A 15894-nucleotide genomic window follows, 5' to 3' on the forward strand; every position below is an offset into this window, starting at 1 on the left:
GGAATAGCCGTTTCTGTGCACCACTTAACCCTGGGTCGTCAGTCGATGATCACCTGAGTCTCGACAATCCCCAGTCGGGGCAGGTTGAGACTCAGGCTGTCCACCTGTTCCACGCTGGCCAGGGGGCCGATCTGCACCCGAAACAGCGGTTGTCCCCGGTGATCGACCTGCTGGATACGCACTTTCTCGCCCAGCGAACTGGTCAGCCGCTGGCTCAGTTGATTGGCATTCTGGCGGCTGCTGAAGGCTCCGACCTGGATAAAGAGTCCGGGGGACGTCGGTACGCTGGCCTGTATCACCGGACTGGGTGCCGTTTGCACCGGTGGGGCGCCGGGATTGAGCGCCCGTACCTCCACCAGGCCGGTACCCTCGCCCAGGATGCCCAGCTTGGTTGCCGCCGCATAGGAGAGATCGATCAGTCGGTTGTCATGGAAAGGGCCGCGGTCATTCACCTTGACGATGGCGCTGCGCCCATTGCGCAGGTTGGTGACCTGGACATAGGTGGGTAGTGGCAGGCTCTTGTGGGCGGCCGTCATGGCATACATATCGTAGGGTTCGCCGCTACTGGTGGAGCGGCCGTGAAACTTGGTGCCATACCAGGAGGCGATACCCCGTTCCACGTAGCCCCGACTGCTTGGCAGGGTGTGGTAACGCTGGCCGAGCACAACATAGGAGTCCGGGTTGCCGCGCCGGCTTTTCGGCTCAACCCGTGGTGTGGCGTCCGCGATGGAATTGGGATCGAGTCGCCGGGCCGGTGCGCTGTCGCCGCTATCGGGATAGCCGGGTGGCATGAGGGGGCGGACCGAACAGGCACTGAGTAAGGTGGCGCACGCCACGCCATAGAGCAGTGATTTTACCGGCATCGCGACGCTCATTAACTGGCTGATCCGTTCTTCAGTGCCAGTATTTCCTGGCTCAGCTGGTAAACCGCCATGGCGTAGAGGTTGCTATGGTTATAGCGGGTGATGACGTAGAAGTTATCCAGCCCCAGCCAGAACTCGGCGCCTTCGGCACCCTGAAGATGCAGCAGTGTTGCCTTGGCGTCAGTCGTGACCGGGGTGGGACCGGTGACAATGCCGGCCTGCGCGAGATCGGCCAGTGGTTTGTCCGGTGGCGTGGCGCGCTGGGCAGGCTCGACATAGTAGGGGTGTCCCGGCTCGACTGCCCTGACCGGCAGGGCAACGGCCTCCCCTTCACGCCAGTTGTGCTTGCTGAAATAGTTGGCCACGCTGCCGATCACATCGGCATCATTGCCCCAGATATCCCGCTTGCCGTCACCATCGAAATCAACCGCATAGCTGAGGTAGCTGGTGGGGATGAACTGGGGCGTGCCCATGGCACCTGCATAGGAGCCTACAGCCATGGCCGGTTCCATCCGTTCCTCCATGAGGATCTGCAGGAAGGCCTTCAGCTGACTACGTCCGAACTGGTAGCGTTTAGGGTAGTGATAAGCCTGGGTGTAGAGGGCGTCGAGTATGCTGATAGTACCGGGCCGTTTGCCGTAAAAGGTCTCAACGCCGATGATGGCGACAATGATCTCCGGGGGCACGCCGTAAATCGCCTGGGCCCGTTCCAGGGTCTCCCTGTGTTTTTCCCAATAGGCGACTCCCTCCTCGATCCGGTTCTGCTTTAAGAAGATCGGCCGGTAGGTCTTCCAGGTGTGAATGGTCTCAGCCGGGCGGTTGAGACTGTCTATGACCAGCTGGCTGCGGCTGGCGCCCTGCAGCAGTTCACGCAGCGTTTGCGTCGGGTATCCCTTCTCCGCCGCCAGATCCTGGATCAGCTCCTCGACCTGGTCCGTCGGGGGCGCCGCCAGTACCGCCCCCTGCCAGTACAGCAGGGTCGCCAGAAAGCCGATTCTTGTCAGGGTGTTAACCATGCCTTGTTCCTTTTGCGTTAACGCGGTTTCGTGCAATTGCCGCCCGTTATGTGGGCAGCAGCTTGCGATGTGTGTGTATGGACATCAGGATACCGAACCCGGCCATAATGGTCACCAGTGAGGTGCCGCCGTAGCTGACCAGGGGGAGCGGTACGCCGACCACCGGCAGAATGCCACTGACCATGCCGGTATTCACGAACAGGTAGACGAAGAAGACCATGGTGACGGCTCCGCCCAGCAGCCGGCTGAAGGTGTCCTGGGCCTGGGCGGCTATATAGAGGCCGCGCAGGACGATCACCAGATAGAGCGCCAGCAACAACAGAATGCCGATGAATCCGAACTCTTCGGACAGAACGGCGAAGATGAAATCAGTGGTGCCCTCCGGCAGGAACTCCAGGTAGGACTGGGTGCCGTTCAGCCAGCCCTTGCCATAGATCCCGCCGGAGCCGATGGCGATCTTGGACTGGATGATATGATATCCGGTACCCAATGGATCCCGCTCCGGATTGAGAAAGGTGAGGACTCGGTTACGCTGGTAGTCGCGCATGCCCCACTCCCAGAGGACCCAGGAGACCGGTATGGCGGTGAGGATCATGCCGCCGATAAAGCGCCAGCTGAGTCCGGCGAGAAAAAGTACAAAAATCCCCGCGCTGGCAACCAGTAGTGACGTACCGAGATCGGGCTGGCGGGCGATCAGCAGCACAGGAACCAGGATCATCACACCGGCAATGACCAGACGGTTCCAGCGCGGAGGCAGGGATTTCTCCGCCAGAAACCAGGCAATCATCATCGGCACTGCCAGTTTCACCAGTTCGGACGGTTGGAAGCGGAATAGTCCCAGGTTGAGCCATCGCTGAGCGCCCTTGCCGACCTGGCCGGCGACCAGCACGGCGATCAGCATCAGGATGCCGGCGGTAAACAGCCAGGGCGCCCAGCGGCGTAGCGTGGCGGGCGGCACCTGGGCGACCGCAACCATCACGGCGAACGCAACCCCCAGCCGGATCAACTGGCGTTCCATCACCGCCATGTCCTGGCCACTGGCACTGTACAGTACCAGCAGACCGAATCCGCACAGCAGGATCAGACCGGTGAGAAGCGGCAGGTCCAGATGCAGGTCCGCCAATAGCCCTTCGGCCCGGGTCGGGTTGGATTCTGGCAGGCCGCTCGGTTTGTAATGTGCCATTAGCGGGTGTCCTGAAGCAGGTAACGGTCCATGATGGCCTTGGCGATGGGCGCCGCCACCGAGCCACCGTGACCGCCGTTTTCCACAATTACGGCGACCGCGATGCGCGGTGCGTCGGCCGGGGCAAAGGCGATAAAGAGGGCGTGATCGCGCATCTTTTTCTCCAGTTTTTCCTCTTCGTATTTCTCTTCCTGCTTGATGGTGAACACCTGCGCGGTGCCGGTCTTGCCGGCAATGCGGTAATGCTCGTTGCGGATCAGCCGGGCGGTGCCGCGCACTCCCTCGGTGACCTGAATCATTGCTTCGACAATGCTATCCCAATGGGACTCTGATTGCCGGGCAATCTGCTGCTGCTGGCTGACCGGCTGATCCCGCGGGTCCGGTTCACCGTTGCGGCGGATCGACTTGACTATTCTGGGTCGTAGGCGGGAACCGCCGCTGGCTAGTGTTGCGGTGGCGCTGGCCAGTTGCAGTGGCGTGGTGAGGAAATAGCCCTGGCCGATGCCGGTGATGAGGGTTTCGCCCGGATACCAGGGCTGATTCTTGCTGCGCCGCTTCCACTCCCGGGAGGGCAGCAGTCCGCCCAGCTCGCCGGTGATGTCCACGCCGGTTTTCTCGCCGAATCCGAAGGGGGCAAGATATTCGGCCAGATTGTCTATGCCCATCTGCTGCGCCAGGTCGTAGTAGTAGACGTCGCAGGACTGGGCGATGGCGTCGTAGATGTCGACGGCACCATGGCCAGCCTTTTTCCAGTCCCGGTACTTGTGGCTGTGGTTGGGTAGCTGGAAAAAACCGGGGCAGTAGTTTTTCCGGGTTGCAGTGATAACGCCGCTTTCCAGTCCCCCCAGGCCGATGAAGGGCTTGATGGTGGAGCCGGGCGGATACTGGCCGCGTATGGCGCGGTTGAACAGCGGCTTCTCCTCCGAGTTCTGCAGGGCGTTATAGTCCGCAGAGGAGATGCCCTCCACGAACAGGTTGGGATCGAATCCCGGTTTGCTGACCATGGCCAGGATATCCCCGGTCTGCGGGTCGATGGCCACTGCCGCGCCGTTTTCCTCCCCGAATGACTCGATGGCAACGCGCTGCAGGGCCGAGTCCAGCGTCAGGTGCAGGTCCGCTCCCGGCTCCGGCGGCTTGCTTTCCAGTATCCGGATCACCCGCCCCAGTGCGTTGATCTCCACCTGCTGCAGTCCCACTTTGCCGTGCAGGGTCTCCTCGTAGTATTTTTCAATACCGTTTTTACCGATATGCGTGGTCCCCGAGTAACTGGAATTATCAATGGTCTGCAGTTCGCGTTTATTGATACGTCCGACATAACCGAGGATGTGCGCCGTCACATCCTTGAGTGGATAGTCCCGCAACAGCTTGGCCTGGATATCGACACCGGGAAAAAGATGCCGATTGACCGCAAAACGCGCCACTTCTTCATCACTCAGCTGGACGCGGATGGGAATGCTCTCGAAACGGCGCTGGTGGCTTTTCAGCCGGTTGAAGCGCTTGCGGTCGTTGTCACTGATGCTGATGAGCTTGCCCAGCTCCTGCAGTGTCCAGTCCAGGTCCTTGACCCGTTCCGGAGTGATCTCCAGGCTGTGGGTGGGGAGGTTCTGGGCCAGAACGACGCCGTTGCGATCATAGATCAGTCCTCTAGTTGGTGGCAGCGGCTCCACCTTCACCCGGTTATCCCGCGACAGGGTGGTGAAGTGGGCGTGATCAATAATCTGCAGTTTGGCGAGATGCAGGATCAGCAGCAGCAACAGCAGCAGTATAATCAGGGTGGCGGTAATGGCGCGCGCCCGAAACAGACGGCTCTCGCGCAGGTAATCTTTCAGTGTGGCCTGATACATGGGCTTAGCTGACCTGGAACTTGCGTCTCAGGTCGCGCAGCACGATGTAGATCCAGGGCCAGAGCAGCATGCCGATCAGCGGAGGGAACCAGTAGGAGAGCGGTGGTGTGGGCTGACCCACGGCGCCCATGACCCAAAGAGAGAGCAGTTTCTCCAGTAGCAGCAGTACCAGGATAGTCAGCGACTGTTGCCACAGGGGAAACAGGCGGATGCGCAGATGCATTTCGAAGGTGATATAGGCAATCAGCGCCAGCGACAGGGCGTGCTGACCCAGCAGGGTGCCGGAGAGCACGTCGACCACAATACCCACCAGCCAGCCGACGCCGACACCGACCCGCTGCGGCAATGCCATGGTCCAGTAGATCAGTACCAGCGTGTACCACTGCGGGCGCAGCATCTGGGCCCAGTCCGGCAGCGGCAGAATGGCCAGCAGCAGGGCGACGCAGAAGCTGATGATGATGACGGTGGTGCCGCTCCTCGGGGTCAGGGTCATGGCTCCTCCGGTGGCGGCTGTTCCGCGCTCTGCCCGGAATTGGCGTCGCTGTCGTCCCGGTCGGGAGGGGTCAAGGTCCAGACCAGCAGCGCCTCGCGGGCCCGCTCCAGGTGGGCGCTCGGCTGGGCCTTGATCAGGGCAAAGGGTTCGCCAGGCTCACGGCGGATCGAGGTGACGGTGGCAACCGGGTAACCGGAGGGGAAGCGGCCGCCCAGTCCGGAAGTGACCAGCAGATCGCCCACTTCTATATCGGCATTGTTCGGCAGGTTGGGCAGTTCCAGCTCATTGATGCGCCCGGTGCCGATGGCCACGGTACGCAGACCATTACGATTCACCTGGATCGGCAAGGCATGGCTGGCATCGGTGATCATCAGCACCGATGCGGTGAAGCGGTTGACGTGCACCACCTGGCCCATCACGGCATTGGCGTGCAGCACCGGCTGGCCTTTGTAGATGCCGGAGCTGGAGCCCTTGTTCAGCAGCACCAGCTGCCGGTACGGGTCCATGTCCACCGCGATCAGCTCGGCGATCAATACCCGGTCGCCGAGTTTGAACGAGGAGTCGAGCAGGTCGCGCAGACGCATATTCTCCGCTTCCAGGGCGGCCAGTTTCTGCTGTCTACCCTGCAGCAGCAGGTTCTCCCGGTGCAGTTCCCGGTTTTCTTCCTGCAGGCGGGTGCGGGTGGCGAAGGTCTCGGAGACCCAATAGCCGGCGGCGATGGGCAGGTTGGCCACAAATTGCAACGGATAGGTAAGGGTCGAAAGAATTGAGCGGACCGATTCCAGGTGATGCTGGCGGTGATCGACAATCATCAGGGCGAGCGATAGCACCACGGCGAGCAGCACGCGGATACTGATGGATGGACCTTGTGTAAAGATCGGCTTAATAGGGGATCAGCCTCTTTGCTTTCTGATCGGTGCCTGACGGCAATTACTCCAGTGCGAACAGAAATTCTCCACCGCGTTCGTCCAGCATTTCGAGGGCCCTGCCGCCGCCCCGTGCCACGCAGGTGAGCGGGTCTTCCGCGATGAGTACCGGCAGACCGGTCTCCTCTTCCAGTAGCCGGTCGATATCCCGCAACAGGGCACCACCGCCGGTCAGGACAATGCCACACTCGGCCACATCCGCTCCCAGTTCCGGTGGCGTCTGCTCCAGGGCCGCCTTCACCGCGCCGACAATGCCGGAAAGCGGTTCCTGCATCGCCTCGAGGATTTCGTTGCTGGTCAGGGTGAAGCTGCGGGGTATGCCTTCGGCCAGGTTTCGGCCCTTGATCTCCATCTCCTTCACCTCGTTGCCGGGGAAGGCGGAGCCGATCTCTTTCTTGATCCGTTCGGCGGTGGCTTCGCCGATCAGGGTGCCGTAATTGCGCCGCACATAATTGATAATTGCCTCATCGAAACGGTCGCCGCCAACCCGCACCGAGTTGGAATAGACGATGCCGTTGAGGGATATGATGGCCACTTCCGAGGTGCCGCCGCCGATATCCAGCACCATGGAGCCGCGCGCCTCGTTCACTGGCAGGCCGGCGCCGATGGCGGCCGACATCGGCTCTTCGATCAGGTATACCTCGCGGGCACCGGCGCCGGCCGCCGATTCGCGGATGGCGCGGCGCTCAACCTGGGTCGAGCCGCAGGGCACACAGACCAGCACCCGGGGGCTGGGGCGGATCAATTTCGCCTCATGCACCTTGTGGATGAAGTGCTGCAGCATCTTCTCGGTGACGGTGAAATCCGCGATCACCCCGTCTTTCATCGGCCGGATCGCGGTGATGTTGTTGGGGGTACGGCCAAGCATCCGCTTCGCTTCTTCGCCTACTGCGGCAACCGACTTGCCACTGCCCGGCCCTCGGTCCTGACGGATGGCGACTACGGAGGGTTCGTTGAGCACGATGCCTTGGCCACGTGCATAAATCAGGGTATTGGCAGTCCCAAGATCGATCGACAGATCGTTGGAGAAAAGCCCGCGTATGCGTCTGAACATTGCGAAATTGATATCCCGTGAGGTGTGTCGTTAGTTATTGCAGGGCGTCGCTTCCATCGTGATGCCCCGGGAAAAGACGTAATCTAGCAATCACGGGGGGTATTGGGCAAGGAACTCTGCTGGAAAATATGCCGATTTGGGGGCGTGTTTATCATTTCAGTACCTGCACGCGCGGTGCGAAATGTGTTAATTTCCCCCTCTTAATTTGTTATCCCGGTTGTGATCGGCCTGTGCGACGGTCTTTTATGATCTGCTGCGCCGGCTCGGCCACGGCACCATCATAGCCCCTGATCAACCGCCTGTATATCGAGGCCTGTATTTCGAGGAAGTTATGTCGCTGGAAAGATCCGATGTTGAGAAAATTGCGCATCTGGCCCGACTTGCCGTGAGTGAGGATGAGCTGGATGCGGTCACTTCAGACCTGTCGAATATCCTGCACCTGGTGGCGCAGATGGACGCGGCCGACACCGCCGGGGTGGAGCCGATGGCCCACCCGCTGCACATGGCGCAGCGCCTGCGCCCGGATGAGGTGAGCGAAACGGATCAGCGGGAGAAATTCCAGGCGATTGCCCCGTTGACCGAGGACGGGCTCTACCTGGTGCCCCGGGTGATAGAATAAACAGTGTCGCCGATCTCGGGAGACTGAAAGATTTTGATGGGTAGAGTGCATGCATAACAATACTATTTTGGAGTTGGCGCACGGCCTGCGGGGCGGTGAATTCACCAGCGTTGAGCTCACCCGGGCCTATCTGGACCGGATTGCCAGTCATAACCCGGCGCTGAACTGTCTTATCAGTGTGTGCGAAGAGGGCGCCCTGCAGGAGGCGGAGCTGGCGGATCGACGGATTCGGGCGGGTGACGACGGACCGCTACTGGGCATTCCCATCGTGCACAAGGACATCTTCTGCACCGACGGGGTGAAAACCAGCTGCGGCTCCCGGATGCTGGATAATTTTACCGCACCCTATGATGCCCATGTGGTCTCGCAGCTGAAGCAGGCGGGTGCGGTCATGCTGGGCAAGGCCAACATGGATGAGTTCGCCATGGGCTCATCCAATGAAAACAGCTTCTACGGTCCGGTCCACAACCCCTGGAAGGCGGGCAGCGTGCCGGGTGGCTCTTCCGGTGGTTCCGCTGCCGCGGTGGCGGCACGGCTCTGTGCGGCCGCCACCGGCACGGATACCGGCGGGTCGATCCGCCAGCCGGCCGCCTTCTGCGGTATTACCGGGCTGAAACCCACTTATGGCCGGGTGTCGCGCTACGGCATGATCGCCTTCGCCTCATCGCTGGACCAGGGTGGGCCGATGGCGCGCAGCGCGGAGGACGCCGCCGCCCTGCTGCAGGCCATGGCCGGCTTCGACAGCCGTGATTCCACCAGTGCCGAACAGCCGGTGCCGGATTATCTGTCGGCCCTGAATGATGATCTGAAGGGGTTGCGTATCGGCGTGCCCAAAGAGTATCTCGGCGAGGGGCTGGACGCGGCGATTGCCGAGTCCATTCAACTGGCACTGGACGAGTACGTTCGCCTGGGGGCGGAGCTGGTGGAGATCAGCCTGCCCAATACCCATTTGGGCATTCCAACCTACTACGTGGTGGCACCGGCCGAGTGCTCCTCCAACCTGTCGCGCTTTGATGGTGTGCGTTACGGCTACCGCTGCAGCGATCCGAAAGATCTCGAGGATCTCTATAAACGCTCCCGGGGAGAGGGATTCGGCGCCGAGGTGAAACGGCGCATCATGATCGGTACCTACGCACTTTCGGCCGGCTATTACGATGCCTATTACCTGAAGGCGCAGAAGATCCGTCACCTGATATCCGACGATTTCCGCGCCGCCTTTGAACAGGTGGACGTGATCATGGGTCCGACCGCGCCATCAACCGCCTTTGCTATCGGCGAGAAGGCGGATGATCCGGTCAACATGTATCTTTCGGATATCTACACCATTGCGGTGAATCTGGCCGGATTGCCCGGGATGTCAATTCCGGTGAGGCCGGTTAATGACATGCCGGTGGGTCTGCAGTTGATCGGTAACTATTTTCAGGAGGCGCGGCTGCTGAACGTGGCCCACCAGCTACAGCAGGTGACAAACTGGCACGGTGCGGCCCCGGCCGGTTTTGAGTAACAGAGACGGACTACAGAGACAGCATATGCAATGGGAAACCGTAATCGGGCTGGAGATTCATGCCCAGCTGGCGACCAGATCAAAAATCTTTTCCGGTGCCTCCACGGCGTTTGGCGCGGCGCCGAATAGCCAGGCTTGCAATATCGATCTCGGCATGCCGGGTGTGTTGCCGGTATTGAATCAGGAGGCGGTGCGCATGGCCGTCACCTTCGGCGTGGCGATCAATGCCGAGATTGCGCCGCGCTCGGTATTTGCGCGTAAAAACTACTTCTATCCGGACCTGCCCAAGGGTTACCAGATCAGCCAGTTCGAGCTGCCGATCGTGGGCAAGGGGGTCGTTGAGATTGAGCTGGATGATGGCACGCTAAAGCCGGTGGGTGTGACCCGGGCCCATCTGGAGGAAGATGCCGGTAAATCGCTGCACGAGGATTTTCACGGCATGACCGGTGTGGACCTGAACCGGGCCGGCACGCCGCTGCTGGAAATTGTCTCGGAACCGGATATGCGTTCCGCCCGGGAGGCGGTGGCCTATGCCAAAAAGATTCACCAGATCGTCCAGTATCTGGGGATCTGCGACGGCAATATGCAGGAGGGTTCGTTCCGCTGTGACGCCAATGTCTCGGTCAGGCCCCAGGGCGGGCCGCTGGGCACCCGTGCGGAGCTGAAGAACCTGAACTCCTTCCGCTTCCTGGAGCGCGCCATCAATATCGAGGTGGAGCGCCAGATCGACCTGATTGAGGCCGGTGGCACGGTGGTACAGGAGACCCGGTTATACGATGCCGACCGGGATGAGACCCGCTCCATGCGCTCCAAGGAGGAGGCCAATGACTACCGATATTTCCCGGACCCGGATCTGTTGCCGGTGGAGCTGGATGGGGGCCTGATCGAGTCGGTCAGGGCGGCCATGCCGGAACTGCCCGACGCCAGGCGGCACCGGTTTGAGCGGGACTACGCATTGAGCCCGTACGACGCCTCGGTGCTCACGGCCAGCAAGGGGCTGGCGGACTATTTTGAGCAGGCGACCAAAGTCGCGGGGGATGCCAAGCTGGCGGCCAACTGGGTCATGGGGGAGCTCTCCGGGGCCCTGAACAAGGCCGGCATGTCACTTGATGCGAGCCCGGTAAGCGCCCAGGCCCTGGGTGGCATGCTGCTGCGCATTGTCGACAATACCATCTCCGGCAAGATCGCCAAGCAGGTGTTCGAGGCCATGTGGGCCGGTGAAGGAAGTGCCGACCAGATCATCGATGCGCGGGGATTGAAACAGATCACCGATAGCGGGGCGATTGAGGCGGTTGTGGATGAGGTCCTGGAGGCCAACCCGGAACAGGTCAGCAATTACCGCAAGGCAGATGAGAAGAAGCGACCGAAAATGCTCGGCTTCTTTGTCGGCCAGGTGATGAAGCAGTCCAAAGGCAAGGCCAACCCGCAACAGGTCAACGAACTGCTGCTGAAAAAGCTCTGAATGCAGTCAGTCAAGTCACGGATTCTGCTCGTCGGAACAACCGCGAAGAGCGCAAAGAACACGAAGCAAAACAACGGTATGTGTTCTCCGATCCTTTACCCGCCGGGTGGAGCGGAAATCTTGCCTAGCCACAGTGTCTCCTGGTGCGCTTTGCGTTCTTTGCGGTGAAATCAATATGTAGCCTGGAGGGAGTCCCGTCCTGCCGACCGCTGCGCCGGGGCTGAATCAGCGCGTTTTCAGGCTGTGCTCGAAGATCGCCTCAATCAGGTCATCGCGACTGGCGCTCTCTTTTACCAGTGCGGTGGCCAGGTTGGCCAGTTTCAGGCTTTTGGATCGTGCGAAACACCTGATCGCGTCAAAAGCGTTCTGTTCATCAGCGGCAAATCGCTGCATGTAGATGCCTACTGCAACACTGATTTCACGGTTGCGACTGATGGCACCCAGTAGTTCCGACTCTTTTTTTTGTAGCTGCTGCAACTCGGCTGAACGTTTGAGCGCCGTCTCAATCGCCGGAATCAACTGCTGGATGTTGACGGGTTTGACCAGGTAGCCGAGCGCGCCCTCCCGGGTGGCCACTTCCACCACATCATGATCGGAATAGGCGCTGAGAAACAGGGTGCTGATGTTTCCACGTTGCTTTAATTCGCGCGCTGCTTCAATGCCGGTCATGCCGGGCATACGGATATCCAGGAGGGCAAGATCGGGCTGTTCGAGCAGGCCAAGTTGAACGGCGGTTTTGCCATCCTGGGCGGAGACCACCTGGTACCCGGCATCGCTCAGGCCGCTTGTAATGCTGGTGAGTGTGAAGATGTCGTCATCAGCAACCAGGATTGTATCTTGCTTCATGGTGATTCCTGAATAATCTGTACGCAAAATTCCTACATCCCTACAGGATGCAAGGGCATGGTATCAGAAAGATAACAGCCGGCTGTCTGTTGTGATACAGGATTATAAAGCATCAAGCGCGGATGCCCAAACCTTGTCCTTTGGGACGGTGACCCTCGACCGGACTAGTCCGGTAACGTGGCCATGGCTACCGTATAGGTATTTCCCTGTTTGAGTTTTTTGTAATTACCGAACACTTCAAGGAAGGCTTTCTGGATGAATTTTCGCAATCCGCTGATTGTTACCACATAGAAACGGGCGCCGGGGTTCATTCGTACCAGGGCATCGTAAAAGTAGAGGTAATAGAGTTCCTTGCCGGTCTTGGCCGGTAGATTGGAGACAATCAGGTCAAAACGGCGATCCCCTATCTGGGCGAAGCCGTTACTGAGAAAGATCTCCGTATTGGTAATGCCGTTGATTGCGGCATTTTTCCGGCTGTAATCAATGGCGACAAAGTCCTTATCCACCAGTACGCTGGTTCCCTGCGGCGCCAGCCGGGCCAGGGTCAGGCCGAGCGGTCCGTAGCCACAACCCAGATCCAGAGTGTCGTCCGTCTCCCGCACCTCCAGGTAATCGAGCAGCAGCCGGCTTCCCTCGTCGATCCCCTTCGGGGAGAAGAGTCCCCAGGTGGTGTGGTAAGTGAGCGTCTCTCCACGCAGGGTCTCCTGGAACACAATATCCCTGCGCAGGTTGTCCAGGTAAGTGGCGGTGTTGTCGGGTATTTTTATGCTGCTCATCGATAGCTACTGCTGGTTGCCGCAGGTCTTGCAGGCGGGGTCTTTCTTCAGGATCAGGCTGCGCCATTGCATCTCCAGGGCATCCAGGACCAGCAATCGGCCGATCAGCGGACTGCCCGACCCGGTAAGCACCTTGATCGCCTCCAGCGCCTGGACGCTGCCGATAATGCCCACCAGTGGTGACAGGACACCATTGGCGGAGCAGGTCTCATCCAGTTCGGCGGCGCTGCCGTAGAGGCAGCGGTAGCAGGGCTCGTCGGCCCGGCCGGTGAATACCGAGACCTGGCCCTCCATGCGAATGGCGGCGCCCGAGACCAGGGGGATCTGATGTTTGACGCAGGCCTCGTTGATCGCGAAGCGGGTGGTGAAGTTGTCGGTGCCGTCGACCACCAGGTCGGCGCGCCGGATCTCCCGTTCCAGCTCCTCGCCCTCAAGCCGGCTGGAAACCGTCTCGATCCGGCACTCGGGGTTGAGCGAGCGCAGGGTCTGGCGGGCGGAATCGACCTTCAGCTGTCCAATGCTGCCGGTGGTGTGGATGATCTGGCGTTGCAGGTTGGTCAGGTCGACGCGGTCGAAATCCACCAGCACCAGTTCGCCGATACCCGCCGCGGCGAGGTACATGGCGGCGGGCGATCCAAGTCCGCCCAGGCCGAAAATCACCACCCGGGATTGCAGCAGTTTATCCTGTCCCTCGATGCCGATGCTGGGCAGCATGATCTGGCGGCTGTAGCGGAGGAGTTGGTCGTCATTCATAAGTCGGAGGTCGAGTCATCTCAGTTCGGCATGGGCGGGTAGGCAACTCCCGCCCCCGGCCCCCGATGGGTTGAAATCCGCTGTAGGGTCCTGCTACAGATACTTGCGCCAGTGTTCGGGCCGGGGGTCCGAACAGCCATGGTTTCGATGTTCGTAGCGGTTGATGAAAATCTTGCGCGTGCTGTTGTGATCCTCATCACTGCAGCCGTTGTTGACGCGCTGGATTTCCTCTGTGTAGTAGTAGAGGGCACGCGAGATCTTGTAGATCAGTTTGCTGCTGAGATGAAAGCCGCAATCGACCAGGGCGGTTTCAATGTGCTCCAGGGAGATCTTCAGGACGTGGTAGCGCACCTTGAGCAGCAGCCGGGTCTCTGCCTGGACCTCGATTACGCCATCAATGCCTTCCAATAGTCTGGCGGCCGAGTGGGCCTGCTCAGGATCGGGGTGCAGTTCCGTGAAGACGATTTCCCGGAACTTGATGACGTCGCTATCGTCGCTTTCCATAGGGATGATCGTAAACACTACGCAGAAATTATCAAGCGTTACGCGCACATTTTGCGGTGAAATTAAGGGCTCTGATTCCCCTTGGATTCGGCCCCGATGGCGGGTGGCCGCTTACCCCGGGTTAGCCGGTCATGTGCGGCCAGGTCCTGGTGGGTGGAGGTCTCCAGATAGCCGGCCTGATCGAACAGCCGGCGCACGGCGCTGCCCTGGTCAAGGCCGTGTTCGATCAGCAACCATCCGTCGGCGGCGAGGTGATCCGGGGCACCGCCGATCAGGCGGCGGATGTCGTCAAGGCCGTCCGCGCCCGAACTCAGCGCGGTGGCCGGCTCCCAGGGCAGCCCGTCGCGCAGCAGGTGCGGATCCCCCTCGGCCACGTAGGGGGGGTTGCTGAGGATCAGGTCGAAGCGCTCCCCGGGGTGCAGGGCGGAGCACCAGTTCCCCTGGCGTGTTTCGATCCGCCTCAGCCCGAGTCGCCGGAAGTTGTCCGCGGCTACCGCCAGGGCGGCGGCCGAGATATCGGTGGCCAGCAACCGGGCCCGCGGCCGTTCGCTGGCGATGGCGGCGGCGATGGCGCCGCTGCCGGTACCCAGATCCGCCACCCGCGCGTCGCCCCCCGGGTCCAGCAGGGCCAGTGCCTGCTCCACCAGCAGTTCGGTTTCCGGGCGCGGGATCAGCGTGTCCGGCGTGACCCGCAGGGAGAGCGACCAGAACTCCCGCTGGCCCGTCAGGTAGGCCACCGGTTCGCCCTGTTGACGACGTTCCAGGAGGGTCAGAAAGGCAATCCGCTGCGCGGCGTTCAGGGGCTGCTCCGGCCAGGCGTAGAGATGACTGCGGGGGGTTTGCAGGACATGGGCCAGCAACACCTGCGCCTCCAGTTGAGGCAGGTGGTGGGTCCGGGCAGCAAGCTGCAGTGCCTCGGCGATGGAGAGCGGTTGATCCGGTGTCATCGGGCTCAGTGGGCCAGGGAGGTGAGCTGCTCGGCCTGATGTTCCTGGATCAGCGGATCGATCACCTGGTCGAGTGCCCCGGTCATGATCTCGTCCAGCTTGTACAGGGTCAGGTTGATGCGGTGATCGGTGAGCCGGTTCTGCGGAAAGTTGTAGGTCCGGATCCGCTCCGAGCGGTCGCCGCTGCCGACCTGCAGTTTGCGCGATTCTGCCTGTTCGCTGGCCTGTTTCTGCTGGATGCCGGCGAGCAACCTGGCCTGCAGCAGGGAGAGGGCGCGGGCCTTGTTCTTGTGCTGGGAGCGTTCGTCCTGGCACTCCACCACGATACCCGTCGGCAGGTGGGTGATGCGCACCGCCGAGTCGGTCTTGTTGACGTGCTGGCCGCCGGCCCCGGAGGCACGGAAGGTGTCGATGCGCAGGTCGTTGCCGCTGACCTCCACGTTGTCGATCTCGGCCGCCTCCGGGAGGATGGCCACGGTGCAGGCCGAGGTGTGCACCCGGCCCTGGGACTCGGTCTCCGGGACCCGTTGCACCCGGTGGGTACCGGATTCGAATTTCAGCCGCGAGTAGACATTGCGCCCGGATACCCGGCTCACCACCTCCTTGTAGCCGCCCTGCTCGCCCGGCGTCTGGCTGATGGTCTCGGTCTGCCAGCCCATCTGCTCGGCGTAGCGCAGGTACATGCGCAGCAGGTCGCCGGCGAACAGGGCCGCCTCGGCGCCGCCCGTGCCGGCACGCACCTCCAGAAAGATGTTCCGGTCATCGTTCGGGTCAGGGGGGATCAGCAGCAGCTGAAGCTGCGGCTCCAGCTGTTGCAGTCTCTGCTCTCCCTCAGCCAGTTCCTCTTTCGCCAGATCGGCCATTTCCGGATCGCTCAACATCTCCCGGGCACTGGCAATTTCGCTTTCCAGGTCACGATAGCGGCCAAAACACTCCACTACCGGTTCCAGCAGGGCGTACTCCTGACCCAGTTCCCGGTAGCGGTTCTGATTGTTCTGGACTTCTGGTTCTGCGAGGAGGGCGGTGATCTCTTCAAAGCGTTCGGCAATCTGGTCCAGCTTGCTGCGTATGGATGCGTTCATGCAGCACATCCCTGTGCTGCAC

The 15894-nt window shown here is 61.0% G+C and carries 16 protein-coding genes; 3 read left to right on the forward strand and 13 right to left on the reverse strand.

The features are described from left to right. Window positions 1-38: 38 nt before the first annotated feature. The 7 genes from A3GO_RS0119095 to A3GO_RS0119125 are packed head-to-tail and all read right to left on the reverse strand — an operon-like array spanning window position 39 to window position 7379. Window positions 39-875, reverse strand: a complete 837-nt coding sequence (locus A3GO_RS0119095) for a septal ring lytic transglycosylase RlpA family protein (RefSeq protein WP_029134764.1) — start codon at window positions 873-875, stop codon at window positions 39-41. Continuing rightward, window positions 875-1879: a lytic murein transglycosylase B gene (gene mltB, locus A3GO_RS24605; protein WP_037376030.1), complete on the reverse strand. Its 1005-nt coding sequence runs from the start codon at window positions 1877-1879 to the stop codon at window positions 875-877. The genes A3GO_RS0119095 and mltB overlap by 1 nt, the downstream gene beginning before the upstream one ends. A 46-nt stretch (window positions 1880-1925) precedes the next feature. Continuing rightward, window positions 1926-3062: a rod shape-determining protein RodA gene (gene rodA, locus A3GO_RS0119105; RefSeq protein ID WP_037376032.1), complete on the reverse strand. Its 1137-nt coding sequence runs from the start codon at window positions 3060-3062 to the stop codon at window positions 1926-1928. Beyond that, on the reverse strand, window positions 3062-4906 hold the full coding sequence (gene mrdA / locus A3GO_RS0119110) for a penicillin-binding protein 2 (RefSeq protein ID WP_029134766.1): 1845 nt from the start codon (window positions 4904-4906) through the stop codon (window positions 3062-3064). The genes rodA and mrdA overlap by 1 nt, the downstream gene beginning before the upstream one ends. A 4-nt stretch (window positions 4907-4910) precedes the next feature. Continuing rightward, window positions 4911-5399, reverse strand: a complete 489-nt coding sequence (gene mreD, locus A3GO_RS0119115; protein WP_029134767.1) for a rod shape-determining protein MreD — start codon at window positions 5397-5399, stop codon at window positions 4911-4913. Then, a complete protein-coding gene (mreC, locus tag A3GO_RS24610) occupies window positions 5396-6286 on the reverse strand; it encodes a rod shape-determining protein MreC (protein ID WP_051302652.1) in 891 nt (296 codons plus the stop codon). The genes mreD and mreC overlap by 4 nt, the downstream gene beginning before the upstream one ends. Window positions 6287-6329: 43 nt before the next feature. Beyond that, window positions 6330-7379 (reverse strand): rod shape-determining protein, encoded by a 1050-nt coding sequence (locus A3GO_RS0119125; RefSeq protein WP_029134768.1) that lies wholly within the window; start codon window positions 7377-7379, stop codon window positions 6330-6332. A 331-nt stretch (window positions 7380-7710) separates the two neighbouring features. Here A3GO_RS0119125 and gatC point away from each other — a divergent pair, with 331 nt between their 5' ends. From gatC to gatB, 3 genes are read left to right on the forward strand one after another with little or no spacing between them, the layout of a single operon-like run. Beyond that, a complete protein-coding gene (gene gatC / locus A3GO_RS0119130; protein ID WP_029134769.1) occupies window positions 7711-7998 on the forward strand; it encodes an Asp-tRNA(Asn)/Glu-tRNA(Gln) amidotransferase subunit GatC in 288 nt (95 codons plus the stop codon). Between the two features lie 49 nt (window positions 7999-8047). Next, entirely contained in the window at window positions 8048-9502 is a 1455-nt protein-coding gene (gatA, locus tag A3GO_RS0119135; RefSeq protein ID WP_029134770.1) for an Asp-tRNA(Asn)/Glu-tRNA(Gln) amidotransferase subunit GatA, read from the forward strand. After that, a complete protein-coding gene (gatB, locus tag A3GO_RS0119140; RefSeq protein ID WP_281179390.1) occupies window positions 9495-10964 on the forward strand; it encodes an Asp-tRNA(Asn)/Glu-tRNA(Gln) amidotransferase subunit GatB in 1470 nt (489 codons plus the stop codon). Before gatA ends, gatB begins: the two co-directional genes overlap by 8 nt. Window positions 10965-11189: 225 nt before the next feature. Here gatB and A3GO_RS24615 read toward each other — a convergent pair whose 3' ends face one another. From A3GO_RS24615 to prfA, 6 genes are all read right to left on the reverse strand, one after another. Next, complete coding sequence (locus tag A3GO_RS24615; RefSeq protein ID WP_051302654.1) at window positions 11190-11810, reverse strand: ANTAR domain-containing response regulator; 621 nt, start codon at window positions 11808-11810, stop codon at window positions 11190-11192. 164 nt (window positions 11811-11974) lie between these two features. Further along, entirely contained in the window at window positions 11975-12586 is a 612-nt protein-coding gene (locus A3GO_RS0119150; RefSeq protein ID WP_051302657.1) for a class I SAM-dependent methyltransferase, read from the reverse strand. Window positions 12587-12592: 6 nt separating this feature from the next. Beyond that, a complete protein-coding gene (locus tag A3GO_RS0119155) occupies window positions 12593-13339 on the reverse strand; it encodes a HesA/MoeB/ThiF family protein (protein WP_029134773.1) in 747 nt (248 codons plus the stop codon). Window positions 13340-13432: 93 nt separating this feature from the next. Beyond that, window positions 13433-13843, reverse strand: a complete 411-nt coding sequence (locus tag A3GO_RS0119160; RefSeq protein ID WP_029134774.1) for a hypothetical protein — start codon at window positions 13841-13843, stop codon at window positions 13433-13435. A gap of 62 nt (window positions 13844-13905) precedes the next feature. After that, entirely contained in the window at window positions 13906-14790 is an 885-nt protein-coding gene (gene prmC / locus A3GO_RS24620) for a peptide chain release factor N(5)-glutamine methyltransferase (protein ID WP_051302659.1), read from the reverse strand. A 5-nt stretch (window positions 14791-14795) separates the two neighbouring features. Further along, entirely contained in the window at window positions 14796-15872 is a 1077-nt protein-coding gene (gene prfA, locus A3GO_RS0119170; RefSeq protein ID WP_029134775.1) for a peptide chain release factor 1, read from the reverse strand. Between the last annotated feature and the right edge of the window lie 22 nt (window positions 15873-15894).

The organism is Sedimenticola selenatireducens DSM 17993 (genome assembly GCF_000428045.1).
GTDB lineage: Bacteria > Pseudomonadota > Gammaproteobacteria > Chromatiales > Chromatiaceae > Sedimenticola > Sedimenticola selenatireducens.